A 25,717-nucleotide genomic window follows, 5' to 3' on the forward strand; every position below is an offset into this window, starting at 1 on the left:
TGCACCGCGCCGGTGCGCCCCCGCTCCTCTCTTCGTGCAGGTCGGCGCCTGGCGCTCACATGGACGTGCATCCGCCGTCGGCGACGGACTCCGAGCCGGTCGAGCAGCTCGATTCGTCGGAGGCCGGGAACAGGACGAGATTCGCCGGCTCCTCCGGGCGGCCGGTGCGGCGCAGGGGCTGGATCCTGGCCACGTCGTCGACGCCCGCGCCTTCGGTCATCGGGAGAGAGCTTGACGGGATGAAGTGTGAGTGGTTTATTACTCACATGACGACGCCAGAGTCCCGCCGACAGCTGTCCACCGCCGACGAGCGCAGGAGGACGGTCCTGCGGACCGCGATCAGCGCCTTCGCCGAAGGGGGCTACTTCGGCACCACGACCACGGCCGTGGCCCAGCGGGCGGGCATCTCGCAGGCCTACGTCTACCGGCTGTTCCCCGGCAAGGAGGCGCTGTTCACGGCGGTGGTGGAGCACTGCTTCGCCCTGATCCGCGAAAGTCTGGGCGACGGTGCCGCCGCGGCCGACGGCAGCTCGCCGGAGGCGGTCCTGGACGCGATGGGCGAGGCCTACGCCCGGCTCATCGCCGACCGCGACCTGCTGATGCTCCAGTTGCACGCGCAGTGCGCGGCGGCCTCGGAGCCCGCGATCGGGGAGGTGGTGCGGGCGGGGTACGCCCGGCTGGTCGAGTACGTCCGCGGGGTCTCCGGCGCGGCGGAGGCCGACGTCCAACGGTTCTTCGCCACGGGCATGCTGTGCCACCTCGTGGTCGCCCTCGATGCCGGCCGCATCGACGCCCCGTGGGCGCGGACGCTGTCCGACGGGCTCCGCCATTTCTGACGCCCCGCACGGCGGGACGGAGGCGGGGGCAGGGCCCGCGACCCGTGCCGGTCTCGGGGCGGTCGGCTTCACGGGGACGGCCGGGCGCGTGCCCGGGCCCCTGGGCGGGGGCGCCGTCCGTGCCGTGGCGCCGAGCGCCCCGTCGCCCGTACCGCAGCCCCGATGGCCGTTTCTTCGGCCCAAAGAGTGAGTGGTCGACCACTCATACTGCACCTTGAGGAGGCCGTTGTGACCGCCCCGCCGGACCCTGCCGACGCGTCCGCCTCCCCGACCCTCGCGTCGGCCCTCAGGGCCGCGCTCGGGAACCGGCCCGCCGGCCGGTCTCCCGGCCCGACCTCCGAGAGAGGAGCACCTCCCATGCCGCTCGCGTCGACCCGGCCCGCCCGGCCGCGCCAGGAGCCGTCGCGCCCGGCGCGCGCCGCGGTGCTGGCCGCGGCGATGATGACGATCATGGCGGCGGCGATCATCTCGCCCAGCCTGCCCGCGATGCGCGAGGTGTTCGCCGACACCCCCGGAGCGGACCTCCTCGTCCGCTCCGCGCTGACCGTCACCTCCCTCGCCATCGCCGCCAGCGCCCCCCTGTCCGGACTGGTCGCCGACCGCGTGGGGCGCCGCCCGCTGCTCGTCTCCGGCCTGGTGCTCGCCGCGGTCAGCGGCACCGCCGGACTCCTGGTCACCGATCTGTACGTGCTGCTGGCCACCAGGGCGCTGCTCGGCGTCGCGGTGGGCGGGATCATGACGGCCGTCGGTGCCCTGATCACCGACTGGTTCGACGGGCCACGGCGCGCGTCCTTCCTCGGGCTGCAGCAGGCGTTCGCCAGTCTGGGCGGCGTCGCGTTCCTGCCCCTGGCCGGGGTACTGGCCGCGGTCGACTGGCGGGCGCCGTTCTGGATCTACGCCGTCTCGGCGGGCGTCGCCGCGTTCGCCATCGGCGCTCTGCGCGCGGAGCCGCGCATCCGGCGCACCGGGCACGCGGAGCACGCCGCAGCGTCCCGCCGCCCGCCCCGTCCGCCCGTCCGGACGACGACCGGCCGCATCCTCGGCGTCTACGTGCTGGCACTGGTCGCCACCCTGGTGTTCTACATGGCGCCCACCCAACTGCCCTTCCTGCTCAGCGGTCACGGAACGGGGCCCGCCCTCACCGGCGCGGTGATCGCCGGAAGCACCCTCACCAGCGCGGTCGGCGCGCTGGCGTTCCCGGCCCTGCGCTGCCGCCTGACGCCCTCCGCGATCACCGCGATCAGCGTCGCCCTGCTCGGCGCGGGCTGGCTGCTGGTCGGCACGGCCGGCACCGTCGGACCGATCGCGGCCGGGCTGCTCGTCGGCGGCGTCGGCGTCGGGTTCATCGTCCCCAACCTCAATCTGCGGCTCAGCGAGCTCGCCCGCCCCGACCGGCGCGGCCGGGTCCTCAGCGGCCTGGTCACGGCGGTCTTCCTCGGGCAGTTCCTTTCGCCGCTCGCCGTCCACCCCCTCGTCCACGCCACCGGCCTCGCCGCCGCGTTCACCTGGACCGGTATCGCGATGGCGGCAGGCGCCGCCCTCGCCGTCATCGGGCCATGGGCGGCCCGCGCGGGCCGGGACCACGGCGCCTCGCACTGAGGTCCGCCACCCCACCGAAAGGAAAGAACGATGATCCAGCACGGCATCCGCTTCACCTTCAAGCCCGGCGTCACACCGGAGCAGCGCGAGGAGGCCCTGGAGAGCCTGCGCGAGCAGGGGCGCGCCATCCCGGCCGTGACCTCCTTCGTCGTCGGCCGCGACTACGGCGGCGAGTACGAGTGGGGGGCCGCCTTCGCGATCGAAGACCTCGACGGCTACTGGGAGTACCTCATCCACCCCGCCCACCTGCACACCGACCGGGTCGGGCTGCCGCTGGTCGACAGGTTCGCCTCGTTCGACATCACCGACGACCCCTCCCCGGACTTCGGGGAGAGGATCGCCGTCCTGCACCAGCGCCGGTTCGACAGCCTGCCCGACATCACCAAGCTGGTCTCCGACCTGGGCGAGTACGTCGGCAGCGCCGCACCGGGCCCGCACGGCGACTGACCGCGGCCCCGGCACGGGGACGAAGGGAGAGGGAGGCACAGGTGCCCGGGACCGCCGCTCCGCGTGAGGGCGGTCCCGGGCCGCGGCGCCCCCGACCCCAGAGGAGGAAGGCCGGTCCGCCGCTCAAGGGCGTGGGCCTTCCCGGGAAGGCCGTGCGAACCCCGTGCGCGACGCGCGACGAGGGGGTGCGCGCCCGGCCACGGGGCCGCCGCGCCGCCCTCGGGCGCGACGAGGGGGAAAGCCTAGGAGTAAACCGGCCCAATTGCGGACCTAGTCGTGCGAACCAGGCCGGTTTCGGCCATGCCTGGCCCGGCCTCGGTGCAGGGCGGTATAGGGCGGTATAGGGCCGCGACGGCGGGGGTGACCGGCCCGCCGCCCCGGCGTTCTCCCGCCGTCCTCCAGGGATCCGGAAGGAGGAGAAAGGGGAAAGCGCCCCGGGACGGGACCCGCACGGGTCGGGCGGAGCGCTTCCCCCGGCTTCACGGCCCGCGGTCCTCAGGCCGCTGGGGCACGGACATCGCAGACCGTGCGGGTCGGCCATGGAGGCGGGGCGGGCACAGCGGTCCGTGCGGGGCGTGCAGGCCGCATGAACCGCGCAAGCCGCGCAAGCCGCGCAGACTGCACAGGTGGCCCCGGGGCCGGTCCTCTCACCCCTCGGACAGGCGTGTCAGCAGCCCGGCCAGCAGGGCCACCTGGTGCGGGGTGCGGCCGATGCTCACGTGCTCGTCGCGGGAGTGGGGGCCCGCGCCGGCCGCGCCCAGGCCGTCCAGGACCGGGCGGCCCAGGGCGGCGACCAGGTTGCCGTCGCTGGCCCCGCCCACCGAGATCTGCCCCAGGTCCTCGCCGAGCCCGGCCGCCACCTCGCGGGCCAGCCCGAAGGCGCGGTCGGTGGCCGGCCCGGGGTTCATCGGCGGACGGTTCCACCCGCCCGACACCTCCACCTTCACCCGGCCGTCCGAGGGCGCCAGCGCCGCCAGCCCGGCGTCGACGCGCGCGGGCTCCTCCGGGTCCTGAATACGCACGTCCACCTGGCACGAGGCCTTGCCCGCCACGACGTTGCGGGCCGTTCCGCCACTGAAGACCCCCACGTTGACCGTGGTTCCGCGCTCGGGGGCGGCCAGGGCCGCCATCCTGGGCACGAGCTCGGCCAGGGCGTGCACGGCGCTCGCCCCCGCCTGCGGGTCCAGCCCCGCATGCGATTCGATCCCGGTCGCGGTCACGTCGAACAGGCCCATGCCCTTGCGGCCCGTCTTGACCATGCCCTCCCTGCTGGGCTCCAGCACCAGCGTCACGTCCGCGGCCCGGCCCGCGTGTTCGATGTGCGGGTTGGAAGCCGGACTGCCGATCTCCTCGTCGCCATTGAAGAGGAAACGGATCGACGGCAGGGGCAGCCCTGCATCACGGAGGCTCTTGACCGCCCAGACGCCCTGCACGATGCCGGCCTTCATGTCGAAGCACCCCGGGCCGCTGAACCGGTCGCCGTCGATGCCGACCGGCCATTCCTCCAGGGTCCCCTCCGGCCACACGGTGTCGTAGTGGCACAGCAGCAGCACCTCGCCGCCGCCGTCACCCGGGTACAGCATCTCCAGCACGTCGCCGTGGACGCCGCCGTCCCTCCGGACGCGTTCGGCCGGGGCGCCCAGACGCTCCACCGCCCACGCCTCGATGTCCTCCAGCCCGGCGTCCAGCAGGCGCTTGTCGCTGCTGGGCGTCTCCTTCTCCACCAGGCGGCGCAGGTCGTCGAGGATCTGGGGCAGGTCGCGCCGGGCCGCCTCGGCCAGCCCGGGCAGGGACGCATCGCTCACGTCGTCACCTTCTCGTCGGTCGGAACCAGGGACAGGGAACACGGGGGGTGTGCGGGGCGGGGCCGTGGGCCGCCTGAAGGGGCGGACCGGCGGCCCCGCGGGCGGCCTCGGTCCTCATCGGACCGGAGCGCCAGGGCCGAGCGGAAGGCCCAGGCCCCACCAGGCCAGGAGGATCAGCGTCCACCCCGCGAGCATGGCCACCGAGAGCGGCAGCGTCATCGACAGCAGGGTGCCGATGCCCGCGTCGCGCCGGTAGCGCTGCAGGAAGCCCAGCGCCATCGCGAAGTAGGGGCTCATCGGGCTGATCACGTTGGTGGGGGAGTCGGCGACGCGGAACACCGCCTGGGTGGTCTCCGGCGGGATGCTCAGCAGCATGAACATCGGCACGAACACCGGCGCCACGAGCGCCCACTGCGCCGACCCGCTGGTGATCATGATGTTCATGACGGTGCACACCAGGACCATCCCGACCAGCATCACCGGGGTGGGCACGCCCGCCGCGTCCAGCAGCTCGGCGCCGCGCACCGCCAGCACCTCGCCCAGGCCGGTCCATGTGAAGTAGGCCAGGAACTGGGAGGCGGCGAAGAACAGCACCAGGACCGGCGCCAGGTCCCGCACGCCGGTGGCCATCGCCTCGGGGATGTCGCGGGCCCGGGGCATGCTGCCGGTGGTGCGGCCGAAAACCGCGCCCATGACCAGGAACAGCAGGCCCATGATGAAGGCGATGCCGGTGATCAGGGGCGAGCCGAGCACACCGCCGTCCTCGCCGCGGAACGGCGAGCCGGAGGGGATCAGCACGGCCGCGATGAGCGCCGCCGCCCCGGCGAACACCAGCCCGGCGTTGCGCAGGCCGCGCCGCTCGTCGGCGGTCAGGCGCATCTCGCCCAGCTCGGCGTCGGCGTCTTCGCCGTCGACCTGCATCCGGGCGGTGGCCGGGGCCAGGACGAACTCGGCGACCGCGGTGATGACCAGTGCCAGCAGCACCGCGCTGACCGCGGTGAAGAAGTAGTTGGCCACCGGGGTGACCACGTACTCCGGGTCGATGATCTGCGCGGCACCGGTGGTGAGCCCCGCGAACAGGGCGTCGCCGGGTGTCAGGGCCACCGAAGCGTTGTAGCCGGCCGAGATCGAGCCGAAGGCCACCACCAGGCCGAGGACGGGGCTGCGCCCCGCCGCCTTGAAGATCATGGCGCCCAGGGGGACGAGCACCACGTAGGCGGCATCGGAGGCCACGCTCGCGCTGACGCCGACCGCGGCCAGCGCGAAGGTCAGCAGCTTGCCCGGCACGCGGGTGACGCTGCCGCGCAGCGCGGCGTTGAGCATGCCGGCGCGCTCGGCCACCGCCACGCCGAGCATCACGACCACGATGAGCGCCATGGGCGGGAAGGCGGCGAAGTTGTCGACCGCGTCGCCGAAGATCACCTGCACGCCCTCGGAGCTGAGCAGGCTCTCGACCGCGATGCGCTCCCCGTCGGCGGGCGAGACGGCGCCGACGCCGAGGGCGTCGAGGACCGCGCTGAGCACCACGACCAGGGCGCCCATCAGGATGAACAGCCAGAACGGGTGCGGCAGCCGGTTGCCCGCGCGCTCGATGAACTGGAGGAACCGCATGAGCCCGGCCATGGTGCGGCCGGTGCTGCGGAGGTCGGCAGTGGCCACCGTCGACTCCTCGGGGATCGGAAGGGCAGGGGAGGGGCGTGTCGCCATGAGCTGCGTCACGTCGCCCTATGATGAGCAAGAGTCCCTCACGGTGGTCAGTCTTGTCAATATCGAGCATGAAAATGGGCGATTAAGTCAGCAGAGGGGGATGCTGTAGTCGCTATCATCCACATGTGGGTGCACAGGAGATGGATGAACTCGACCTCGACCTGGTGGCGGCCCTGCAGTACGCCCCCCGCGCGCCCAGCAGCGCGCTCGCCGAGGTCCTCGACAGCTCCCCGAGCACGGTGGGCCGGCGCCTGCAGCGGCTCCAGTCCTCGGGCCGGCTCAGGGTGGTCGGACAGCTCGACTGGTCGTTGGTCTCCGATGCCCACCCGCGCCACATGTGGCTCCACGCCGAGTCGGGCAGGGCGGTGGAGGTCGCCCGCCGCCTCGCGCGCATGCCCGAGACGCAGCTGGTGGCGCTCAGCAGCGGACGCGCCGACATCTACTGCGTGGTGCATCCGGCGGAGCGCGCACGCGCCGCGGAGCTGCTGACCACCGAGATCCCATCGGTGGAAGGGGTGCGGGGGACCCAGTCCGACCTCGTCCTGCGCCCCGTGACCCGCGCCGACGCCTGGACACTGGACCGCCTGCCGGTCGGTCGCCTTGAGGCGCTTCGCCCCTACCGGACGCACGTGCCCGAGCCGGACGAGGGGGCCGTCGCCTCAGGACCCTTGTCGGACGACGAGATCGCGGTGGTGGGCGTCCTCCACGCCGACGCGCGTGTGGGGTCGGGGGACATGGCCCGGGAACTGGGGGTCAGCCAGTCGACCGCGTACCGGCTGGTGCAGTCGCTGCTGGAGCGCGGCGTCGTGCGCCCGCGGGTGGAGGTCGAGCCGGAGCGCCTGGGGATGCACCTGGAGGTGATCCTGTCCCTGACGGTGCGTCCGGGGGCGATCGCTCACGTCGCCGAGAAGCTGTCGGCTCACCCGTCGGCGCGCTATGTGTCGGTGGTCGCGGGGGAGGTGTCCCTGATCCACCACGGCGCCTTCCGGGACGAACGCGAGCTGGGACGGTTCATCACCGAGGACCTGGCGGCGCTGCCGGGGATCGCCGACGTCAGGTCCTCGGTCCTGCTGGAGGTCTTGCGCCGGTACTGGATCGACCGGGACAAGGGCCTCCTGGGAGAGGCCAGGCTGCCGTTCACGAGCAGGGGTGGAGGCCGGTAGCGAGCGCGCCTGAAGCGCGCGAAGCGCGCGCCACCGCACGGATACGAAGGGGCAGGGGGCCGGCCGCGGTCCCGCCCCGCCCGCCCCGCCCGCTCAGCCCGCCTGGAGCAGGCGGGCGCGCTGGAGCGTCCCGACGATCTTCGTCTGGGTCGGGTCGTAGGGGTGGGCGAGGTGGCCCGCCCTGATGGCCGACCTCTCGGCCTCCACGGCGGCTCCGGCCTTCCTCTCCTTGCCGGCGGCGATGTGCAGCAGCAGCTGGGCGTGGGTGTGCTGGTACTTCGACATGCGGGGGTCGTCGGGGTGGGCGACCTGCAGCGCGCGCTCGGCGAACTCCAACGCCTCGTCGAGGCGGTCCGGGCCGTCGGCGCCCTGCCCGAGGAACTCGGCCACCTGGAGCAGGCGAACCGGAAGGTGCGGGCTGCCGGCGTCGGTCATCTCCAACGCCTCGCGGGCCAGGCGCAGGCTCTCGCGCAGCTCGGTGGGGTCCTTGCCGGGGTCCTTGAGGGCGGAGGCCGCCCATTGGGCCCCCAGGGTCCCTGCCAGCTGCTGGCGGTACATCGCGGCGTGGGGGTCCTCGCTCCCGCCCAGTCGGATCGCCTCGCGCAGGTGCTCCAGGCCGCCGTCGATGTCGGCCTGGGCGCCGCTGTCGAGGTAGCGCATGGCCAGCGCCAGGCCCAGGAGGTAGTGCGGCCACGCGTCGCGGCTCTCGGGCTCCAGCAGCGCGCGGGCCCGGTTCACGGCCTTCTCGATGCCCTCACTGCCGGTGCCGGCGGTCGTGTGCTCAGAGAAGAGGACGTCCCTGAGGAGTTCGGAGCGGGTACGGGCGAGATCGGACATGAGAGGTTCCTGGGGTCGTCCGGGCACAGGAGGCCGATGGTAGCCACCTGCGGTGCGGAAGGCACCTGTATAAGGTGATTCGTGCTCTGATCGGCTCCGACCGCACACCCCCTCGACCCCCCGAACGGAGAGCGCGTGTCCGCACCCCAGCAGCCCGTCCTCATGCAAGCCGTGGCCTCGTGGTCGCGGATGGAGGCCCTGATCGGCACGCCCCTGGGCGAGCAGGCCTGGCGTGAGCACTGGGCGGTGGTGGCGCGGCTGCGCAGGTCGTACGTGCTCTTCTGCCTGGGGCTGGGGCTGTTCTCCGGAGGGGCCGCCGCCGTCACGGTGACGCTGCTCGGACTCGTGTGGCAGAAAGGGGAGGGCTTCCCCTTCACCGTCCTGCCCTTCGTGCTCACGCCGGTGGTCCTCGGGCCCGTGTGGAAGCGCCGGACCGCCCTGACCGTGGCCCCGTTCCTGGGGCAGCGCCGCCACGTGTGGCCCCGGTGGCTGTTCTCGCTGGTCTTCCCCGTCGTGCTGATCCTCGGGGTGTTCGTGCCCTGGAGCCCTGCCTGGACGGTGGTCGCGGCGCTGCTGTGCGCGGGCCCGTGGTGGCTCAGCGCGGGGCTGGAGATCCGCCGCCCCCTGCCGGACTACCCCGAGGCCTGGCGCGCCTGACCGTCCGTCAGGACCCCTCCGGCCGGCCGTCCCCGCCGGGGCCGTCCCCGCCGGGCCCACCGCCGCCGTCGGGTCCCCCGTCGCTCCAGTCCGCCGTCGCCTTGCGGACCACCTCGACGATGGTGTCCCGGACGGCGGTGTCCAGGTCCTCCCCGGAGGTCGGCTCCTCGGACACGTCCGAGATCAGGCGGTTCAGCTGCGGCAGGGTGGACGGCCAGGCCGCCAGGCCGATCAGGACCATCATCAGCGACGTCGTCCGCCGGTCGGCCCGCGTGCCCAGCAGGCCCGCCAAGGCCCCCACCTTCTCGGTGTAGAGCGCCCGGCGGTTCTCCCGTCCGGGGAGTTCGGCCTCCTCCCCGTAGTGCAGCGACTCCCACATGAGCAGGCGCAGCAGCTGCGGGTTCTTGCGGTGGAACTCGTAGAGCCGCCCCGCGTACTCGGCGATGTCGCCCGAGGGCAGGCCGATGCCGTTCGTGTGCTCGGCGAGGGCGTCGACCATCACCGCCTCGAACAGGGCCTCCTTGTTGCCGAAGTGCCCGTAGATGCGCTCCTTGTTGACGCCCGCGCGCTTGGCGATGCGTTCGACGCGCGCACCCCCGATCCCGTGCTCGGCGAACTCGTCGCGGGCGGCGGAGAGGAGCTTGGCGCGGGTGGCGGCGGCGTCGCGGGGCATGGCGGACAGGGTACCGCCCACCGACCGGTCTGTCGGGAGCCGTGAAGAAGTTGCCAACCAAAAGGTTGGTTGAATAAGGTCCCGGCCATGACCCCACCCACCTCCGCGGTCCCCCCGTCCCCGCCCGCCGCCGGTCCCGCCGGCGCCGCTCCGGCCTGGGCGCGCACGGGCCCCGCCATCGCCCTGCTCGCGGCCGCCGCGATCCCGATGGTCGGCCAGATGTACTCCGTCCTCGCCCTGCTCGGGCCGATGGCCGAGGACCTGGGATCCACCCCGCACGCCCTCACCTGGGTCTCCACGGCCTTCGCCCTCGCCTACGCCGTCGGCTTCCTCTTCGCGGGCCCCCTGTGCGCGCGCTTCGGCCCCCGCGCCACCATCACCTGGGGCCTGGTCGCCACGGCCGCCACCACCGCGCTCGTGGCCGCCGCGCAGTCCCCCGAGTCGGCCATCGCCCTGCGCGCGCTGCAAGGGCTGACCACCGCCACGCTCGCCCCGGCCGCGTTCGCCTACGTCGCCGAGCACATCCGCCCGGAGCACCGCCCGGCCGCGATGACGGCGGTCAGCGGGGCCGCCCTGGCCTCCGCCCCCGTCATGCAGATCGCCGCGCAGGGCATCACCCTCGTCGCGGGCTGGCAGGCGGTCTTCCTGGTCAGCGCCGCCGCCCTGCTGGCCGCCGCCCCCGTCGCGCGCGCCGTCCTCCTTCCGTCCCGGAACGACGGACGGCGCGGCCTGCTCGGGGCCTTCGCCGCCATGCCCGGCCTGTTCTTCGAGCCCCGGCCGGCGGCGCTCTTCGCCGCCACCGCCACGCTGCTCGGCGGGTTCGTCGCGGTCTACACGGCCGTCACCGTCGCAGGACCGCCGGAGATCGCGGGCGACGACGGCGCCCTGCTCGTCCTGCGCGCCTCCGCGCTGCCCGCGATGGTGGCCGTCCCCTTCCTCGCGGGCGTCCTGGGGCGATGGAGCGCCGGGACGCGTGCCGTCGCCGGTCTCGCCCTCGCGGCGCTCTCGGTCCTGGCCACCGCTCTCATGGGAGGCAGCACCATCGGCCTCGGCGCCGTCCTGCTGGTCTTCACCGCCGCCATCCTGGTCGCGGCGCCCGCGCTGGTGCAGAGCATCGGCGAACACGCGGGGCCGGAGCGCCAGGGGGTGGGGACGGCGCTCTACGCCTTCTCCATGTTCGTCGGTGCGGGCATCGGCCCCCAGCTGGCCGCCGGTGCCGCGGGGCTCGGGTTCGCCGGGATCGTCGTCGTGGTCGCAGGGGTGCTCCTCCTGGGAGCGCTCCTCGCGGCGGCCGCACGGCGCCCGTCGGCCTAGGGTGTCCGCCATGCTCGAGGAATCCACGAACGAGGACCGATTCCGCGCCGAGGCCGCGTCGAGGAACCTGCCCGCCGACGAGACGGAGGCGTGGATCCGAGACGTCAAGGAGCTGGACGGCGGGGTGATCCACTGGGTGATCCGCCGTCGGGACCTTGCGGTCCTGCGTTACGACCGCGTGCACCGCTCCACCGACACGGCATGACCGGCCCCCGAGATCCGGAGCGGTGTTCGGTTCCCGGAGAGGCCCGGAACGCCGCACCTAGACGGCAGGCCTCGGGTCCTCGTCTCCCAGAAGGCTCAGGGCCTGCATCGCCTCACGCTCGATGCGTGCGAGATCGCCCAGAACCGTCCCCGCCTGGTCCAGGTACCGCGTTTCACCCGTTCGACCGGCCTTCGCGATGAGATCCGCGGCTTCCGTCCATAGTGGGGCCGCCTCGCCGTAGAGGCGGTGGCCGGTGCGCAGGCGGGGACTGTCGACCAGCCCGGTGCACTCGCCGAGGAAGTCCCGATAGAGGTTGCGGAACAGGGCCCCGCCGGTACCGGCCTTCTCCATCAGCAGGGCGGCCTGTGGCAGGTCGACCTTCGGATCCTCGGCCCTCCGGATCCATCCCCTGACCAGCCTGCCGGCCTTGTCGATTCCGCGGTGGCCCAGGTTGGCGATAGGCGGGTCGAGGAAGGCACGGGCGCACGCGGTGACGGCGGGAACGATCCGCTCCCGGAGCGGGGACGGATCCCCCGCCCTGTCGGGTACGGCGGCGACCGAGAAGGACCGGTTCCTGGCGGTCATCGGACCGCGCGCGGCCCTGGCCTGAGCGAGTGAGGACCGGCTCGTGGAGACCGTCCCGCCCTGCTGGTCGGTATCGATCAGGTACGCGTCGTGCTCGTCGTAGCCGTACATGGCAACGACATGGCCCCCGAAGTGCACCTTCGAGCCGAAGTAGTCGAGGTGGTAACTATCGAGCTGCAAGCCGACAGGGCTCCCGGCGTCGATGAGGGAGGCCGCGTTCTCCCACGCCTTGCGCGCGGAGGTCGTCTCGCGGACCGAGAGTTCCAGCCCGAGTGTCGTGGCCAGGTTCTTGGTGAGCTCGAAAGGCTTGACCCGTCCCCCGAGGAAGGGGAAGGGCATCTGCTTGCTGTCCCAGTAGACGAAGGAGAGTCCGGCCCCTAGGCCGAAGAGCATGGGCTCGGACAGATCGATCCCCCGGTGCCGAAGGAGCACGCCGAGCGCCGTCGTCTCGCAGTGCTGCATCCCGCGCGCCTCCGCTCCGTCCACGATCGCCTTGCCGAGCTCCATGGCGGCCCCTCTCCGTTCCCGAACCGAGGCGAACGGCCGGCCCCCATTATGGTCGCGCGGCCGTGCGGGCAGTGGGGCGGCTCCGGCCGGTTCTCGTCGATCTCGGGGAAGTCGGCCTTGTACCGGCCGGTACAAGGCCGACTTCCCCGAGATCAACAACGCGGGTTCGGGCCGGTGGGGCGCCTTTCAGGCGGATGTCGTCCCGTATCCCCACGTGACGCCCCTACTCCCAGCGCACAGGAATCGCGTGGCAGAATCCCGGCATGGATCCCGCCATGGTCGCCGCCTTCTCCCTCGCCGTCCTCCTTCTCAGCATCGTGCCGGGGCCCGACATGCTCTACATCATGGCCAACGCCGCCGCCGGCGGCCGCAAGGTCGGGGTGGTCGCGGCCCTGGGGATGTGCACGGGGCTGTTCGGCCATACTCTGGCCGCCGCCTTCGGCCTCGGGGCGCTCATCAGCGCCGCACCCCACCTCCTCGACGCCGTGCGCCTGCTGGGCGCCGCCTTCCTCGCCTACCTCGCGTTCACCGCGCTCCGCGACAGCCGCCGCCGCAAGAACGAAGCCCCTGACGCCACCGGCGCGGCCCCGGTCCCGGCCGCGCGCTCACTCCGCCGGGTCTACGCGATGGCGACGCTGACCAACCTGGCCAACCCCAAGGTCGTCCTGTTCTACCTGGCGTTCCTCCCGCAGTTCGTGACGACGGGCCCGGGGGCCCTCCCGGTGACCGCCCAGCTCCTGCTCCTGGGGTGCCTGTTCGTCGTCATCGGGCTGCTGGTGGACGGGACCGTCGGCATCATGGCCGGCATGCTCTCCGAGCGCCTGCTGCGCCGCGGGCCCGTGCGCCGGTGGATCGACCGGGCGTGCGCGGCCGTCTTCGGTGCCCTCGCCGCCCGCCTGGTCCTGGACGTGCGCTGAGGCCGCGGGGCCGATCGGCCGTCGGCCCCGCAACGACGCCCCGCACCGTGCCGGGCGGTGGAACCCTGACGAAAGCAAGGGGTCCCTCCCTGCCGATCGGCGCTGTCGACGCTGGTCACCCGCTTCATAACGTGCCGTCCACGGCCGGACACGACACGGAAGCGGAGACATGCGTCCAGCGACACGGAGCACGAAGGCCACACAGGCCACCGGGACCACACCGCCCCGCACGGGGTACGAACACGCCCTCCAAGCGACCGGACTGGTGAAGCGGTACGGGCAGGGGCCCACGGCCGTCACCGCCGTGGCAGGGGTCGACCTCGCCTTCTCCCGCGGGGAGTTCACCGCCGTCATGGGCCCTTCGGGCTCGGGCAAGTCCACACTCATGCACCTGCTCGCGGGGCTCGACACCCCGACGGGCGGGACCGTCGCCGTGGAAGGGCACGACCTTGCGGCGCTCAGCGACCGCGAACTGACCGCCCTGCGGCGTGAACGCATCGGCTTCGTCTTCCAAGCCTTCAACCTCCTGCCCGCACTCACCGCCGAGCAGAACATCCTCCTGCCCCTCAAGCTCTCGGGGCAGCGACCCGACCCTGCGCTCTACGACGAGATCGTCTCCTCGCTGCGCCTCGGGGACCGCCTCGACCATCGGCCCGGCCACCTGTCCGGAGGCCAGCAGCAGCGGGTCGCTGTCGCCCGCGCGCTCCTCACCCGGCCTGCCGTCATCTTCGCCGACGAGCCCACGGGGGCCCTCGACGTCGCCACAGGCCGGGAACTCCTCGACCACCTCCGGGCCGCCTGCGACCGGCTGGGCCGGACCATCGTCATGGTGACCCACGACCCCGTCGCCGCCACCTACGCCGACCGGGCCGTCCTGATGTCCGACGGCGCGCTGAACGGAACGGTGGACCGCCCCACCGCCGAGGGCGTCATGGCGGCCATGGCCGGGGCGGGGGACTGATGCTCCTTCAGGCCTGGGCGCACGTGCGCGCCCGTCCCGTCCGCCTGGCCGCCGTCCTGCTCGCCGTCGCGCTCGGCACCGCCTTCCTCGCCGCGACGGCCGTGTTCACCGCGACCACGAACGCCGGACTGCGCGCGGTCGCCGCCGCTCCGCTGTCCGCCGCCGACGTGGTCGTCGACCGCGACCCCGACGCTGCGGCCCCCGGCCCCGACTGGGCCGACGGCATCGCCGAACGGTCCGGAATCGCGGCCGTCGCCCCCGTCCACGCCCGCACCGTCCAGCTCCTCACCGAGGAACGGCGCGGTACGGCCAACGTCTCCGGCATCGCCGAACGGCCCGACCTGCGCTGGTTCGAGCCGGCCGAGGGGCGGTGGCCCGAAGCGCCCGGCGAGGTCATGGCCGACCCCGCCACGGTCCGCGACGCCGGACTGGGCGTGGGCGACCGGGTCCGGCTCCTCGACGCCGACGGGGCCGAGGCCGAGGCGACCCTGGTGGGCGTCGCCGACCTCGACTTCCGGCCGCTGACCGGCGTGCAGTACCGGCTCTACGCCCCGGAAGGCTTCTTCGCCGGCGACACCCCGGACACCGCGCTGGCGCTGACCGCCCCGGGCACGAGTCCCGAGGAGGCGGTCGCGCGGTTGAACGCCGAGCTGCCGGCGGGCCTGGAGGCCTCCACCGCCGAGGGGCAGGCGGAGGAGGCCGCCGACCGCTTCGCGGGCGGCTCGCGGCAGATCGAGGTGGTGCTGCTGGCGTTCGCCCTGGTCGCCTTGCTCGCGTCGGGCATGGTCATCGCCAACACCTTCACCGTCCTACTGGCGCAGCGCCGCCGCGACACGGCCCTGCTGCGCCTGGTGGGGGCCGATCGCGGCCAGGTACGGGCGCTGGTCGCTGCGGAGGCGGCGATCACCGGGGCGGCGGGCGCGCTGGCGGGCACCGCCGGAGGGACGGCCCTCGGGTACGCGGGCGCCGCGGCGATGGGGCTGGCGGGGGACGGCTTCAGAGTGAGCCTGTGGGCTCTGCTGGGGGCCTTCCTCGTGGGAACGGGCACCGCGGTCGGCGCCGCATGGCTTCCGGCGCGCCGGGCGGCGGCGACGGCCCCCGTGGAGGCGCTGCGCTCGGCGGCGCTGAGCGGATCGGTCCGCTTCGGCGCGGTGCACGCGGCGGGAACGCTCGCGGCCGTGGCAGGGGCGGTGGGGATGGCGGTCGGGACGGCCGCCTCGTCCCCGGTCGTCACGGTGGTCGCAGGGTGCGCCGCTGCGCTCGGACTGCTGGTGGCGCTCAGGTACCCCATCGCCCGGTGCCTCCAAGGCGTGCAGGTCCTGATGCGCGGAATGGGCGGGGTGGCGTCCCTGGCCGGGGCGAACCTGGCGCGCAACACGGGGCGTGCGGCCACGGCGACCCTCGCCCTCGTCCTAGGGCTCGGACTCATCACGGCCCTCTCCACGGCGGCGGCGACGGGACGGGCGACGATCGACGCGGATCTGCGCGACCGCTACCCGGTGGACGTGAGCGCGCGCGTGCCGGACGGACCGGTCTCGCCCGACACCGTCCGGTCGATCGAATCGCTCGATTCCCTGAGGGCGGCGGAGCCCGTGCGCACGGCCGACGTGCGGATGGGGGCGCTGGGAGAGACGACGTTGGTCGGGGTCTCGCAGGCTTTGGCCTCGGAGGCCGGCGTCGGACGGTTGGACGGCGGCGCCGACCCCACCCTGCTCATCACCGACGATCAGATGAGCACACTCGGCGCGAGAGCAGGCGACAGGGTCCGCCTGACCCTGGAGTCCTCAGGCGGGAGCACCGAGCGCGACTTCACGGTCCGCACGTCGGAGCTCGCCTCGGCGTCGGGCACACCGGCACCGGTGGTCCGTGACGACGTCCTGGACGCACTGGGAGTGGAGACCGTCCGCTCGATGGTGTGGGGCGTGGCCGAGGACGGCGCCGACCGCGACATGATCGCGGACGGGATGGCCCGCATCGCGGCCGACGACCCGCAGATCCTCGTCGGCGGCGCGCTGAGCGAGCGCGGCGACATCACCGAAGTGCTCGACATGCTCGTCGGCCTGTCGCTGGCGATGCTCCTGGTGACCGTGGTGATCGCGGCGGTGGGCGTCGCCAACACCCTGGGCCTGTCGGTCCTGGAGCGCACGCGGGAGTCGGCGCTCCTGAGGGCGCTGGGCCTGACCAGGGCGGGACTGCGGGGGACGCTGGCGGCCGAGGCGGTGGTGATCGGGCTGCTCGGCGCGGTGCTGGGGATCCTCATCGGTGTGCCGTTCGGGATCGCGGGGGTCGGCGCGATCGTCGGGGCGACCGCGCCCCTCGTGGTCGACGTCCCCTGGGGTTCGCTCGCCTTGGTCGCGGCCGCGTCTTCGGTGATCGGGGTGGCGGCCTCGGTGGTACCGGCCCGCCGGGCGGCCCGGGTGGCACCGGCCGAAGGGCTGACCGACGACTGACCGGCTCCCGGGCGGGTGTGCGGCGGACCCTTCTGCGATCATGGATCCAAATATCGGAAAAGGAATTCCGCGATAAGAGAATCCGTGTCCCGTGGAAGGTCGCCGTGCCCGCCCATCCCCGCGAACCCCTCGAACTCCCTCCCGCCCCGGACGGCCTCCGGCTGCTGCGGGACGCCACCGCGCGGCTGCTGGCCACGTGCGAACGGCTGACGGACGCGGACGTCCCCGCGCCCACGCCCCTGCCCGGGTGGACGCGCGGGCACGTGCTCAACCACCTCGCCCGCCAGGCGCCGGCGCTCGGGCGGCTGCTGGAGTGGGCGCGCACGGGTGTGGAGAACCGTCAGTACCCCAGCCGCGAGGCGCGCGACACCGAGATCGAGCAGGGGGCGGACCGGTCGGCCGCGGACCTGGTCGCGGACATCGTCCGTACGGCAGGCGACCTGGAGCAGAGCATGCTCGCCCTGCCGGACGCGGCGTGGGGGCGGCGCATCCGGCCTTTCACGGGTGAGGAGTGCACGCCACGGAGGATCCTCGTCATCCGCCTCAGGGAGCTGGAAGTCCACCACGCGGACCTGGACATGGGATACGAACTCTCCGCCGCTCCGGAGGAGGCGACCCGCATCGTTCTAGAAGACGTGGTCCGCTACTTCTCCGCCCATGAGGACGTTCCGCCTATGGAGCTGCGCGACCTTCACGGGGCGCCCGTAGGGGTATTGGGCGGCCGAGGGGCGATGAGCCGCACGGTCGCAGGCGCTCCCGGAGACCTCCTCGGCTGGCTCGCCGGGCGCACAAAGGGGGAGTGGCTCTCGTGCCCTCAAGGACTCCCCGACCTGCCGGCGTGGGTCTGACCAGGGCTCGTCCGAGGTTCGGTTGGTCGGCCTACCGGAGGGGGATCTCGATGCCGTACTCCGCCTCGGGGCGGGGGCCGATGATGCGCCGGTCGGACTCGGCGATGGGGACGTCGTTGATGCTGGCCTCGCGGCGCAGCATCAAGCCCTGCGCGTCGAACTCCCACTGCTCGTTGCCGTGGCTGCGCCACCACTGGCCGGCAGAGTCGCGGGACTCGTACTGGAACCGGACCGCGATCCGGTTCCCGTGGAAGGCCCAGAGGCTCTTGCGCAGCGCGTAGTCCAGTTCACGCTCCCACTTGCGCGTCAGGAAGGCGATGATCTCGTCGCGCCCCTGGAGGAACGTGTCGCGGTTCCGCCAGACCGAGTCGGGGGTGTAGGCGAGCGCCACGCGGTGGGGGTCGCGGGTGTTCCAGGCGTCTTCGGCGGCCTGCACCTTCTGTAGGGCCGTCTCCAGGGTGAAGGGCGGGACCGGGGGTCGGGACTCGGGCACGGGGCCTCCTGTGGTCGAGAACGATCGTTCTCCAGTGGTGTGGACTAACGTAGAGAACGATCGTTCTCTACGTCAAGGAGGCGCCGATGCCCGCCCCGATCAGCGAGGAGCAGAACCGGCTGGACCGCGAAGCGCTGCTCGACGCCGCGGAAGGGCTGTTCTACGAGCACGGCATACGGGCGGTCGGCATGGACGCGGTCCGCGCGCTCTCCGGGCTGCCGCTCAAGCGGATCTACCGCTTCTACCCGTCGAAGGAGGAGCTGGTCGTGGCGGTGCTCCGGCGCCGCGACGAGCGGTGGAGGGGGCGGCTCGCGGCGCACGTCGAAGCGGTGCCCGATCCGCGCGAGAGGGTGGGGGCGGTGTTCGACTGGCTCGCCGAGTGGTTCGCCGAACCGGGCTTCCGCGGATGCGCCTGGATCAACGCCCATGGAGAGATGGGGACCGGCTCGGAGGAGGTCCAGGCCGAAGTGCGCGCACACAAGCGGGCGTTCAGGGAGCAGATCGGAGCGTGGGTCCGGGGTGCGTGCTCCGCGGAGTCCACAGGGGGAACGGGGGATGACGGCCCCGAAGGGGGCTATGAGGGGGTCACCGACGCCGTCTTCCTTCTGGCAGAGGGGGCGATCGTGACGGCAGGCATCACCGGGGAGCCGGCGGCGGCCTTCCAGGGGCGCAGAGCGGCCGTAAGGCTCGTGGGTGCACCGTCGGTGTAGGTGGTGAAGTGTTGGCCGTCCCTTGCCTTGGAGACAGGGGATTTCCGGGCAGGTGTCGAACGACCGGAGGTAGCGAGGCCGAGCCGGATGACGGACGGGGGCACCATGGTCGAAGGCGGCCTGCCGGGCAGTTCGGCGGCGGGGGAGGGGCCGAGGGAGCGGAAGAGCGTGCTCCGGTCGGTCCCGCCGAGGGTGTGGGTCGGTCTGGTCCTGCTGGTGGTGGCGCTGCTGTTCGTGTTCCAGAACCGGGACACCACCCAGATTCAGGTCCTGCTCATCTCGGTGGTCGCACCGCTGTGGGCGACCTTGGCCGGAGCTGTGGTGGTGGGGGCGGTGATCGGTTTCCTCCTCAGGCCGACGGGGCGCAAGAAGGCGGACAAGCGGCGGTGAACGAGAGACGCCCCGCGCCGACCGGGGCCGGGCGCGGGGCGGACGAGCAGGATCGCCGTGGGCGGCGGAAGGCCTGCGCCCGTCGGGACGGAAGCCGCCGGGCGCAGGCTCGCCCCTAGGCCCCGGACACGTCCACCACGGCCGAGGAGTCGAGGCTGATGAAGTCCTGAAGCTCCAGCGTGTCGAGCTCCACGCCCTCGGGGACGTCGAAGATCAGCTGGCCCTCGACCGAGTTCCCGGGGTTGACCTCGTTGAGGAAGCTCTCTGCGCCCCCGGTGATCTCCGCGGCCGTGTCCGTGCTGTACTCCTTGCCGTCCGCGTCGATCAGCTTCTGCGAGCTCGATTCGAAGAAGCCGGGCTCGTCACCGATGTTCTCGACGGTGACGTCCACGACCACGTACTGGCCGTCGGGCGTCTCCGTCAGCATGCCGGATTCGTCGGAGACCTCGGTGACGCCGGTCTCCACGCCGGTGACGGTGAACGCGAAGGCGCCGGACTCCACGGTGTCCCCGATCGCGGCGGTCTCGGAGCCGCCGCCCTCGGAGTTCCCGCCGTCCCCGCCGTCGGACGACGAGCCTCCGCCGCCGTCCGAGTCGCTGGAGACGATCGCGGCCATGCATCCCCCGATGACCAGGATGAAGACGAGGACCACCGCCAGCCCGCAACCGAGCCCGATCTTGGCACCGGTGGACATGCCGCGCTTCGGCGGCTGGCTGGGCGGCGGAGGTGGGGGAGTGTTGTTGCCGTAGGCCATGGGGGTTTCTTTCTGATTGGCGCAAACTGCCGTTGAGAATGTAGCGGCATCCGTGAATGCAGAAGGCGCGTTTGTGCGAATACGGCCGTCTCTGGCCATCAGGTAAACCGAAGGTAAAGCGGGGGCGTCCGCCGGCGGTGTGGTCGGGAAATGGGAGAGGGAATGATAAGATAATCACCTGCGGTGGCTCGGGGTGACGAAATCGCCACCCTTGATGATCGGAGCCGTGGAGTCGCCTCGCGCGGGCGAAGCACCGGTCTAGGCGTGCCAGTGCGGGGAGACCCCGTGGGAGCAGCGATATTCGCGACGCTGTCCGCCACTGGAACGTAAGCAAACCCCCCTTTTGTCGGATACGTGGGTTTCTGGACCGGTGTGTCCACCATCGTCATCAGGGGGCGGTGAAATGTGTAACCGCATTCCACTCGACGAATCGGTCCCCGATTCCTAATCGGAGCCTTCGCGCCGCTCGGTTCCCTGCACCAGCCCGGCCTCGTGGGCCATGACGGCCGCCTCGACCCTGTTGCGTGCGCCCACCCTGGTCAGAATCGTGCTCACATGCCCCTTGACCGTGCCCTCGACCAGGAACAGCCTCCGCGCGATCTCACCGTTCGACATCCCCGCCGCCAGCAGCGCCAGGACCTCGCGCTCACGCCCCGTCAGCTGTGACAGCTTGTCCCGCGCTTTGAGGCGGTCCACAGAACGGTCGTGGTCGAGCCGTTGGAGTACCCGCCGCGCGACCTTCGGGGACAGGAACGCACCGCCCTCGGCGACCGCTCGAACGCCCAGCAACAGCTCCCTCGGGTCGCCCGTCTTCAGCAGGAAGCCGTCCGCGCCCTCCGACAGCGCCCGGGCCACGTACTCCTCCTCGCCGAAGGTCGTCAGGACGACCACACCCACCGCAGGCGCCGCGCGCTTGATCTCGGCCGCCGCGTCCAGACCGTTCATCCCCGGCATGCGGATGTCGAGGAGTACCACGTCGGGCCGGCGCGACAGGGTGAGGTCCACCCCTTCGCGCCCGTCCGCCGCCTCGGCCACCACCTCGACGTCGGCATCCGCATCGAGAATCGACCGCACGCCTGCGCGGATCATCGCCTCGTCGTCCACCAGCAGAACTCGGATCACGTTCGGCCTCTCCCACGCCCGTCCCCGCCCCGATCCATGTCACCGGCCCGCCGTCTCTGCCGAGACCAGCACATCGCCATCGAAGCACAGGCGGTACGGGTCCCCGCTTCCGCCGATCCCTCCGCCGTCAGAGCGGTAGTAGAGGCACTCCAGCCCGTCCGGCCCCTCGGGGCGCTCACCGCTCGCCATGGGCCCTTCGTAGAGGTCCCTCGAAGGAAGGAGCCCGTCCAACTCAGCGCGTTCCTGTCCCGGCTCCAGGCGCTCGAAGGCGGACGTGTCCAGAGTCGCGGTGGCTGCCTGAAAGGCGGTGTAGGCGAGCGACACCGTGTAGGCGGCGACCACCATCCCGACGGGCAGACCGACCGCCGCCGCGATGGCCCACCCGGCCCGACGCCTTGAACGCTGGAGCTGCGCGTCAGCGGAGCCTGTGCCGCCCACCTTCTCCTCCGGCGGTTCGTCTCCCAGAGGGCCCGGGCCCGCCAGTCCTCCCTCAGGTTGAAGCGGAATGCGTGCCGTCACCGACCAACCGGGACCCTCTGCACCCTCTGTGCCCTCGGCGCCCTCCGCCCGGGGGCCGGCCGCAAGGACTCCGCCCACAGAACGCATGCGCTCCTTCAGGCCGACGAGCCCGGTCCCTCCCCCCGGGACCGCGGCGGCGGACACCTGCTCTTCCGCACCGGAATCGATCACCTGGACCGTCACCTCGTCCGCCCCCCGTTGCACCGACACACGGACGTTCGCGCCCGGCGCGTGTTTGGCCGCGTTGGTCAGCCCCTCCTGCACGACCCGGTGGACGGCGCGCTCGACCAGCACCGGTACATCGCACACGCCGCCCCCGTCCTCAAGAGCCACGTCCATCCCGGACTCCCGCGCGCGCTCCACGAGGACGGCAAGGGCGGACTCGCCGTCGCCCGTCGGGTGGAGCGCCGGCGCCTCAGGGGCGGTGTCGGTGCGCAGTACGCCGACCGCCTCAACAAGGCGGTCGGCGGCCCTGCCGGCCGCCTCCCGAAGCTCGGAGGCCTGAGCCCTTCGGGCGTCGGAGAGGTCGGACGCCATCTCCAAGCCGCCGGCCCGAAGGGCGAGCAGGCTCAGCTCGTGGCCCACCGCGTCGTGCAGGTCCTGGGCGATGCGCGACCGCTCCCGCATACGCGCGCGCTCGGCCACCAGTCGGGCCTCGTGCTCCAGCCGCCGGGCCCTTTCCCAGCCGGCCTGCTCCAAGGCGGCGGTGCTGCGCAGGTACAGGCCCACCAGCCAGGGCAACAGCACCGTGAACACTGCGAGGCCGCTCCCGGTGACCCACATCCCGACCGGCTCCCCGGCGATGCCGAACCGCAGCGCCCACGCCGCGATGCCGACGCAGTACACCGCCGCCGCCGGGCGCGGGTCGGCGGAAAGGCGCCCGGTCAGCAGCGCCGCGACCGGGAGGACGAGCAGCGATGGCGGCCACCACCACGTGGCCAGCCCGGCCAAGACGACGCAGGCCAGGGCCGCCTGGCCGGGGGAGGGGCGACGACGCAGAACGTGCATGGCCAGGACGCTAGCCAGAGGTGGTCACCGGCGTCATCTGTCGAAAGTCAGGGTCGGCCTGCGGACCCGGCCCGCATTCCCGGCCCGACCCGTCGGGGCGGCGCAGGCGTCGTGCGATCCTCGGTCGTGCACGTGACGAGGACGGGACGGAAAGGCGCTGCGGATGAGCGAGAGGCTGCTGTGGGTCGGGACCTACACCCGTGACTCGGAGCCGGTGGGGCGTGGGGTCGGCGTCTACCTCGCGTGGCTGGACACCCGGACCGGCCGCCTCGGGGGCGGCAGCGCGGCGGTGGAGGCGTCGGGGCCGTCGTTCCTGGCGATGCACCCGGACGGCGCCAAGGTGTACGCGGTCTCTGAGCGTGCGGAGGGGGCGTTGTCCTGGTTCGCGGCCGGTGAGGGGTGGGCCTCGGTGACGCTGGGGGAGACCCCGACCGGCGGGGGCTCGCCGTGCCACGTGATGGTGCACCCGGCAGGGCGGCACATCATCACGTCGAACTACGCCGACGGAACGGTGAGCGTCCACCCGATCGACGGCGACTCCACACCGGGGGCCGCCATCGCCCGCCTTGTGGGGGAGGGCTCGGGGCCGGTGGAGGGCCGGCAGACAGGGCCGCACGCGCACAGCACCGCCATGGGGCCGGAGGGGCGGTACCTGCTCATCGCCGACCTCGGCGCCGACGTGATCCGGGTGCACCCGTTCGACCCGGATACGGCCGATCCGGTCGGTGGGGAACGGGACCCGATCCGCCTTGAGCCGGGAACCGGCCCCCGACACATGGCGGTGAGCCCGGCGGGGTTCGTGTACGTGGCGGGGGAGCTCGACGCGCGGGTGCACATCGTCCGCTGGGGGGCGACGGCCGAAGTACTGGGAGCGGTGGACGCGTCCCAGGCGAAGGGGGAGGAGGCGGTCTACCCGAGCGAGATCGCCCTGTCGGCCTCGGGAGAGCGGCTGTACGTGGCCAACCGGGGGGCGGACACGGTCACGACCTTCGCGGTGGAGGAGGGAGGGGCGTCCCTCCGCTTCTTGGAGGAGGTGGAGACGGGCGGTGAGTGGCCGCGCCATTTCGCCATCGTCGACTCCCACATCGTGGTCGCCAACCAGAACAGCGGCACGATCACGAGCCTCCCGATCGACGGCTCGGGGGTGGCGCAGGCCCCGATCGACCGCCTGTCCATCCCGGACCCGGCCTGCATCCTCCCGGCGGGAGAGTGAGCGAAGGCGACCAACTTCCATCGGCCTGAGACTTGGGAGGGGAATTGAGGACAGGACCTGTCCCAAGAGGGAGCGACTTCGATTGCTTTTCGGTAACGTCCGCCATCAACCCAGCTCACAAAGGGTGAGCCCCGCAGGCGCGGGGATGGACCGGTGTCGCTGCGCTGGGCGATCTGCACGATCTTGTGAGCCCCGCAGGCGCGGGGATGGACCGGGGGCGGGGAACCAGCTAACGGCCAGTCGGTAGTGAGCCCCGCAGGCGCGGGGATGGACCGGCAGCCTCACCCGCCGCCGGGGCCGCCGTGGAGTGAGCCCCGCAGGCGCGGGGATGGACCGGGGCAGGAGCCGCTGCACATCGAGGTGCAGACGTGAGCCCCGCAGGCGCGGGGATGGACCGCATGCAGACCTGATCTGTCGTCTCTACGGGCTGTGAGCCCCGCAGGCGCGGGGATGGACCGTTCCTCGGCCCCTTAGAGGCCCGTGACCTCGGGTGAGCCCCGCAGGCGCGGGGATGGACCGGAGTTCATGATGAGTGACCCCTACGAGGAGTGGTGAGCCCCGCAGGCGCGGGGATGGACCGAGGTCTGGCGCCGGATCCAGGACACCGCCTCCGTGAGCCCCGCAGGCGCGGGGATGGATTGTGCCGTGTCAGGTTGGAGAGGCGCCGGTGTAGATCCGCACGTACTCGGCAGAGGTGGGAGGCGGATGTTCCCAGTAGATCCGCACCCAGCGGCGCGCAGCCCAGAACGTAGGGATGGACAGGAATGCCGCCCAGGCGGTGTTCTGGGCACGGGCTCCCGCGCACCCCTCGGGCTGAGAGCGCCAGTCACGATCACTGAACAGCGAGGCCACAGGTGACTCGCAGGGCGCTTCGGCTTTGAACTGCGAGTCGAGATCCCGACCCGGTGACCACACAAGCAGGACCAGCATAGGGATACTGGCCAGGGCCATCAGGAGGAATGCGCGCACCCGAAGGCGCAGGCGATGTCGAAACTCGGCACGGAGCGTATCGGGATCGTCGGATTCGGTGGGCATGGCACCAGACCGTACCGCGCGAAAAGGCACGAAAGACGGGTCAGGGCAGGGATCCCGCACTGCGCCCGCGGCTTGCGCGGCCCTGGGAAGCCTGGGCCCTGTGCGCTTCGCGGCCCGGCGGCGCTGTCTCATCAGTGCCCAGGCGCCGGTCTGTGAGCCCCGCAGGGCGGGGACGGATCGGACCAGAGAGGCCCTCGACAAACACGCCGCAGTGAACTCTGTGGGGCGGCACAAGAGGGACTCAGGGCGACAAAACAGACAATGGATCACGCCCCATCAACCCCGGACCGAGGACGGATCCATGGCTGAACCCCCTGCGCACACCCCTGCCCACCGTGGCCCCCGGCGGCGTGGGCTGACCGCTCGTGATCTGGCGCTCGTCGCGGTCTTCGCCGCCCTGCTTGCCGTGCTCAGCATGCCCTTCGCCATCCCCGTCGGCCCCGTGCCCATCACCCTGCAGACCCTCGCCGTCATGCTCGCGCCCGCACTCCTCGGCGCCAAGCGCGGAACGCTCTCCGTCCTCACCTTCCTCGCCCTCACCCTCGCCGGACTGCCGCTGCTCCCCGGCGGGCGCGGTGGCGTCGAACCCTTCCTCGGCCCCAGCGGCGGCTACCTCCTCGGCTGGGTCCTCGGCGCCTTGGTCATCGGCGTGCTCACTCAGTCCCTCATGCGCCGCTACCGCTTCTGGCCCGGCTTCCTGATCAACATCACCGGCGGCATCGGGGTCATCTACCTCGTCGGCGTCCCCTGGAGCGCCCTCTACCTCGGCGACCCCCTCATCGCCGGGATCATCGGTGCCGCTGTCTTCCTCCCCGGCGACCTTGCCAAGGCCGCGCTCGCCGCCGCGGTCGCCTCCACCGTGCACCGCGCCTACCCCGTCCCGCCGGCCGGGCGTCGCACCACCCGCCCGGCCGACGCCCGCACCACCGAGTCCACGACCGCGGGATGAGCCCCGCACCGGC

The 25,717-nt window shown here is 72.6% G+C and carries 26 protein-coding genes and 1 CRISPR repeat array; of the genes, 15 read left to right on the forward strand and 11 right to left on the reverse strand.

All coding sequences use genetic code 11. The features are described from left to right. Window positions 1–55: 55 nt before the first annotated feature. Complete coding sequence (locus C892_RS30540; RefSeq protein WP_017557268.1) at window positions 56–220, reverse strand: SDR family oxidoreductase; 165 nt, start codon at window positions 218–220, stop codon at window positions 56–58. Between the two features lie 46 nt (window positions 221–266). On the opposite strand from C892_RS30540, the gene C892_RS0111255 reads away from it, so the two are divergent. The 3 genes from C892_RS0111255 (at window position 267) to C892_RS0111265 (ending at window position 2,882) form a co-directional block, all read left to right on the forward strand. Then, on the forward strand, window positions 267–836 hold the full coding sequence (locus tag C892_RS0111255; protein ID WP_017537004.1) for a TetR/AcrR family transcriptional regulator: 570 nt from the start codon (window positions 267–269) through the stop codon (window positions 834–836). Window positions 837–1,193: 357 nt separating this feature from the next. Further along, a complete protein-coding gene (locus C892_RS0111260; protein WP_017557269.1) occupies window positions 1,194–2,435 on the forward strand; it encodes an MFS transporter in 1,242 nt (413 codons plus the stop codon). A 30-nt stretch (window positions 2,436–2,465) separates the two neighbouring features. Continuing rightward, window positions 2,466–2,882, forward strand: a complete 417-nt coding sequence (locus C892_RS0111265) for a Dabb family protein (protein ID WP_017557270.1) — start codon at window positions 2,466–2,468, stop codon at window positions 2,880–2,882. 647 nt (window positions 2,883–3,529) lie between these two features. Here C892_RS0111265 and C892_RS0111270 read toward each other — a convergent pair. Together C892_RS0111270 and C892_RS0111275 are read right to left on the reverse strand one after the other, a co-directional pair. Continuing rightward, window positions 3,530–4,687 carry a M20 family metallopeptidase gene (locus C892_RS0111270; RefSeq protein ID WP_017557271.1) on the reverse strand — a complete coding sequence of 386 codons (1,158 nt, stop codon included), beginning with the start codon at window positions 4,685–4,687 and terminating at the stop codon, window positions 3,530–3,532. A 114-nt stretch (window positions 4,688–4,801) separates the two neighbouring features. Continuing rightward, window positions 4,802–6,346 (reverse strand): AbgT family transporter, encoded by a 1,545-nt coding sequence (locus C892_RS0111275; protein ID WP_017557272.1) that lies wholly within the window; start codon window positions 6,344–6,346, stop codon window positions 4,802–4,804. Window positions 6,347–6,534: 188 nt separating this feature from the next. Here C892_RS0111275 and C892_RS0111280 point away from each other — a divergent pair, with 188 nt between their 5' ends. Beyond that, a complete protein-coding gene (locus tag C892_RS0111280) occupies window positions 6,535–7,557 on the forward strand; it encodes an Lrp/AsnC family transcriptional regulator (RefSeq protein ID WP_017557273.1) in 1,023 nt (340 codons plus the stop codon). Between the two features lie 93 nt (window positions 7,558–7,650). Here C892_RS0111280 and C892_RS0111285 read toward each other — a convergent pair whose 3' ends face one another. Beyond that, entirely contained in the window at window positions 7,651–8,394 is a 744-nt protein-coding gene (locus tag C892_RS0111285) for a tetratricopeptide repeat protein (RefSeq protein WP_017557274.1), read from the reverse strand. 135 nt (window positions 8,395–8,529) lie between these two features. On the opposite strand from C892_RS0111285, the gene C892_RS0111290 reads away from it, so the two are divergent. Continuing rightward, window positions 8,530–9,051, forward strand: coding sequence for a hypothetical protein (locus C892_RS0111290; RefSeq protein ID WP_017557275.1), 522 nt, complete (start codon window positions 8,530–8,532; stop codon window positions 9,049–9,051). A 7-nt stretch (window positions 9,052–9,058) separates the two neighbouring features. Here the strand turns inward: C892_RS0111290 and C892_RS0111295 are convergent, their stop codons facing one another. Next, on the reverse strand, window positions 9,059–9,724 hold the full coding sequence (locus tag C892_RS0111295; RefSeq protein WP_040685369.1) for a TetR/AcrR family transcriptional regulator: 666 nt from the start codon (window positions 9,722–9,724) through the stop codon (window positions 9,059–9,061). Window positions 9,725–9,811: 87 nt separating this feature from the next. Between C892_RS0111295 and C892_RS0111300 the strand changes: the two genes are divergently transcribed. Together C892_RS0111300 and C892_RS0111305 are read left to right on the forward strand one after the other, a co-directional pair. Continuing rightward, a complete protein-coding gene (locus C892_RS0111300) occupies window positions 9,812–11,038 on the forward strand; it encodes an MFS transporter (protein WP_017557277.1) in 1,227 nt (408 codons plus the stop codon). A 10-nt stretch (window positions 11,039–11,048) separates the two neighbouring features. Then, window positions 11,049–11,243 carry a hypothetical protein gene (locus C892_RS0111305; RefSeq protein ID WP_017557278.1) on the forward strand — a complete coding sequence of 65 codons (195 nt, stop codon included), beginning with the start codon at window positions 11,049–11,051 and terminating at the stop codon, window positions 11,241–11,243. Window positions 11,244–11,300: 57 nt separating this feature from the next. Here the strand turns inward: C892_RS0111305 and C892_RS0111310 are convergent, their stop codons facing one another. Continuing rightward, window positions 11,301–12,335, reverse strand: coding sequence for a BtrH N-terminal domain-containing protein (locus C892_RS0111310; protein ID WP_017557279.1), 1,035 nt, complete (start codon window positions 12,333–12,335; stop codon window positions 11,301–11,303). 263 nt (window positions 12,336–12,598) lie between these two features. Between C892_RS0111310 and C892_RS0111315 the strand changes: the two genes are divergently transcribed. From C892_RS0111315 to C892_RS0111330, 4 genes are all read left to right on the forward strand, one after another. Beyond that, window positions 12,599–13,252 carry a LysE family translocator gene (locus tag C892_RS0111315; protein WP_017557280.1) on the forward strand — a complete coding sequence of 218 codons (654 nt, stop codon included), beginning with the start codon at window positions 12,599–12,601 and terminating at the stop codon, window positions 13,250–13,252. Between the two features lie 169 nt (window positions 13,253–13,421). After that, the gene (locus tag C892_RS0111320) at window positions 13,422–14,213 is read left to right on the forward strand and encodes an ABC transporter ATP-binding protein (RefSeq protein WP_239647350.1); all 792 of its coding nucleotides are present in this window, start codon (window positions 13,422–13,424) and stop codon (window positions 14,211–14,213) included. Next, window positions 14,213–16,663: an FtsX-like permease family protein gene (locus C892_RS0111325; protein WP_017557281.1), complete on the forward strand. Its 2,451-nt coding sequence runs from the start codon at window positions 14,213–14,215 to the stop codon at window positions 16,661–16,663. Before C892_RS0111320 ends, C892_RS0111325 begins: the two co-directional genes overlap by 1 nt. A 104-nt stretch (window positions 16,664–16,767) precedes the next feature. Further along, window positions 16,768–17,511: a maleylpyruvate isomerase family mycothiol-dependent enzyme gene (locus C892_RS0111330; protein ID WP_017557282.1), complete on the forward strand. Its 744-nt coding sequence runs from the start codon at window positions 16,768–16,770 to the stop codon at window positions 17,509–17,511. 31 nt (window positions 17,512–17,542) lie between these two features. On the opposite strand, the gene C892_RS0111335 is transcribed toward C892_RS0111330, so the two are convergent. Continuing rightward, on the reverse strand, window positions 17,543–18,004 hold the full coding sequence (locus C892_RS0111335) for a nuclear transport factor 2 family protein (protein ID WP_017557283.1): 462 nt from the start codon (window positions 18,002–18,004) through the stop codon (window positions 17,543–17,545). Between the two features lie 86 nt (window positions 18,005–18,090). Here C892_RS0111335 and C892_RS0111340 point away from each other — a divergent pair, with 86 nt between their 5' ends. Both C892_RS0111340 and C892_RS0111345 read left to right on the forward strand, forming a co-directional pair. Next, on the forward strand, window positions 18,091–18,714 hold the full coding sequence (locus tag C892_RS0111340) for a TetR/AcrR family transcriptional regulator (protein WP_017557284.1): 624 nt from the start codon (window positions 18,091–18,093) through the stop codon (window positions 18,712–18,714). An 87-nt stretch (window positions 18,715–18,801) separates the two neighbouring features. Next, window positions 18,802–19,104 (forward strand): LapA family protein, encoded by a 303-nt coding sequence (locus tag C892_RS0111345; protein ID WP_017557285.1) that lies wholly within the window; start codon window positions 18,802–18,804, stop codon window positions 19,102–19,104. A gap of 115 nt (window positions 19,105–19,219) precedes the next feature. Here the strand turns inward: C892_RS0111345 and C892_RS0111350 are convergent, their stop codons facing one another. The 3 genes from C892_RS0111350 to C892_RS0111360 all read right to left on the reverse strand — a co-directional run bounded on the left by C892_RS0111350 (window position 19,220) and on the right by C892_RS0111360 (window position 22,507). Next, window positions 19,220–19,858, reverse strand: coding sequence for a DUF4352 domain-containing protein (locus C892_RS0111350; RefSeq protein ID WP_239647351.1), 639 nt, complete (start codon window positions 19,856–19,858; stop codon window positions 19,220–19,222). 444 nt (window positions 19,859–20,302) lie between these two features. Beyond that, window positions 20,303–20,980, reverse strand: coding sequence for a response regulator (locus C892_RS0111355; RefSeq protein WP_017557287.1), 678 nt, complete (start codon window positions 20,978–20,980; stop codon window positions 20,303–20,305). Window positions 20,981–21,019: 39 nt separating this feature from the next. Then, window positions 21,020–22,507, reverse strand: a complete 1,488-nt coding sequence (locus tag C892_RS0111360) for a sensor histidine kinase (protein ID WP_017557288.1) — start codon at window positions 22,505–22,507, stop codon at window positions 21,020–21,022. A 163-nt stretch (window positions 22,508–22,670) separates the two neighbouring features. Between C892_RS0111360 and C892_RS0111365 the strand changes: the two genes are divergently transcribed. Further along, the gene (locus C892_RS0111365) at window positions 22,671–23,720 is read left to right on the forward strand and encodes a lactonase family protein (protein WP_017536981.1); all 1,050 of its coding nucleotides are present in this window, start codon (window positions 22,671–22,673) and stop codon (window positions 23,718–23,720) included. Between the two features lie 124 nt (window positions 23,721–23,844). Then, window positions 23,845–24,361: a CRISPR direct-repeat array (repeat unit 29 nt; unit sequence GTGAGCCCCGCAGGCGCGGGGATGGACCG). A gap of 7 nt (window positions 24,362–24,368) precedes the next feature. On the opposite strand, the gene C892_RS31275 is transcribed toward C892_RS0111365, so the two are convergent. After that, window positions 24,369–24,755 carry a hypothetical protein gene (locus C892_RS31275; protein WP_152513379.1) on the reverse strand — a complete coding sequence of 129 codons (387 nt, stop codon included), beginning with the start codon at window positions 24,753–24,755 and terminating at the stop codon, window positions 24,369–24,371. Window positions 24,756–25,170: 415 nt separating this feature from the next. On the opposite strand from C892_RS31275, the gene C892_RS0111370 reads away from it, so the two are divergent. Then, window positions 25,171–25,704: a biotin transporter BioY gene (locus C892_RS0111370; protein WP_017557289.1), complete on the forward strand. Its 534-nt coding sequence runs from the start codon at window positions 25,171–25,173 to the stop codon at window positions 25,702–25,704. Window positions 25,705–25,717 lie beyond the last annotated feature (13 nt).

This window comes from Nocardiopsis baichengensis YIM 90130, from assembly GCF_000341205.1.
GTDB classification, from domain to species: Bacteria; Actinomycetota; Actinomycetes; order Streptosporangiales; family Streptosporangiaceae; genus Nocardiopsis_A; species Nocardiopsis_A halophila.

Coding starts and splice junctions, on each gene's coding strand:
- C892_RS30540 (WP_017557268.1), bottom strand. CDS start 220: ATGACCGAAGGCGCGGGCGTCGACGACGTGGCCAGGATCCAGCCCCTG.
- C892_RS0111255 (WP_017537004.1), top strand. CDS start 267: ATGACGACGCCAGAGTCCCGCCGACAGCTGTCCACCGCCGACGAGCGC.
- C892_RS0111260 (WP_017557269.1), top strand. CDS start 1,194: ATGCCGCTCGCGTCGACCCGGCCCGCCCGGCCGCGCCAGGAGCCGTCG.
- C892_RS0111265 (WP_017557270.1), top strand. CDS start 2,466: ATGATCCAGCACGGCATCCGCTTCACCTTCAAGCCCGGCGTCACACCG.
- C892_RS0111280 (WP_017557273.1), top strand. CDS start 6,535: ATGGATGAACTCGACCTCGACCTGGTGGCGGCCCTGCAGTACGCCCCC.
- C892_RS0111285 (WP_017557274.1), bottom strand. CDS start 8,394: ATGTCCGATCTCGCCCGTACCCGCTCCGAACTCCTCAGGGACGTCCTC.
- C892_RS0111295 (WP_040685369.1), bottom strand. CDS start 9,724: ATGCCCCGCGACGCCGCCGCCACCCGCGCCAAGCTCCTCTCCGCCGCC.
- C892_RS0111300 (WP_017557277.1), top strand. CDS start 9,812: ATGACCCCACCCACCTCCGCGGTCCCCCCGTCCCCGCCCGCCGCCGGT.
- C892_RS0111305 (WP_017557278.1), top strand. CDS start 11,049: ATGCTCGAGGAATCCACGAACGAGGACCGATTCCGCGCCGAGGCCGCG.
- C892_RS0111310 (WP_017557279.1), bottom strand. CDS start 12,335: ATGGAGCTCGGCAAGGCGATCGTGGACGGAGCGGAGGCGCGCGGGATG.
- C892_RS0111315 (WP_017557280.1), top strand. CDS start 12,599: ATGGATCCCGCCATGGTCGCCGCCTTCTCCCTCGCCGTCCTCCTTCTC.
- C892_RS0111320 (WP_239647350.1), top strand. CDS start 13,422: ATGCGTCCAGCGACACGGAGCACGAAGGCCACACAGGCCACCGGGACC.
- C892_RS0111325 (WP_017557281.1), top strand. CDS start 14,213: ATGCTCCTTCAGGCCTGGGCGCACGTGCGCGCCCGTCCCGTCCGCCTG.
- C892_RS0111340 (WP_017557284.1), top strand. CDS start 18,091: ATGCCCGCCCCGATCAGCGAGGAGCAGAACCGGCTGGACCGCGAAGCG.
- C892_RS0111345 (WP_017557285.1), top strand. CDS start 18,802: ATGACGGACGGGGGCACCATGGTCGAAGGCGGCCTGCCGGGCAGTTCG.
- C892_RS0111350 (WP_239647351.1), bottom strand. CDS start 19,858: ATGGCCTACGGCAACAACACTCCCCCACCTCCGCCGCCCAGCCAGCCG.
- C892_RS0111360 (WP_017557288.1), bottom strand. CDS start 22,507: ATGCACGTTCTGCGTCGTCGCCCCTCCCCCGGCCAGGCGGCCCTGGCC.
- C892_RS0111365 (WP_017536981.1), top strand. CDS start 22,671: ATGAGCGAGAGGCTGCTGTGGGTCGGGACCTACACCCGTGACTCGGAG.
- C892_RS31275 (WP_152513379.1), bottom strand. CDS start 24,755: ATGCCCACCGAATCCGACGATCCCGATACGCTCCGTGCCGAGTTTCGA.
- C892_RS0111370 (WP_017557289.1), top strand. CDS start 25,171: ATGCCCTTCGCCATCCCCGTCGGCCCCGTGCCCATCACCCTGCAGACC.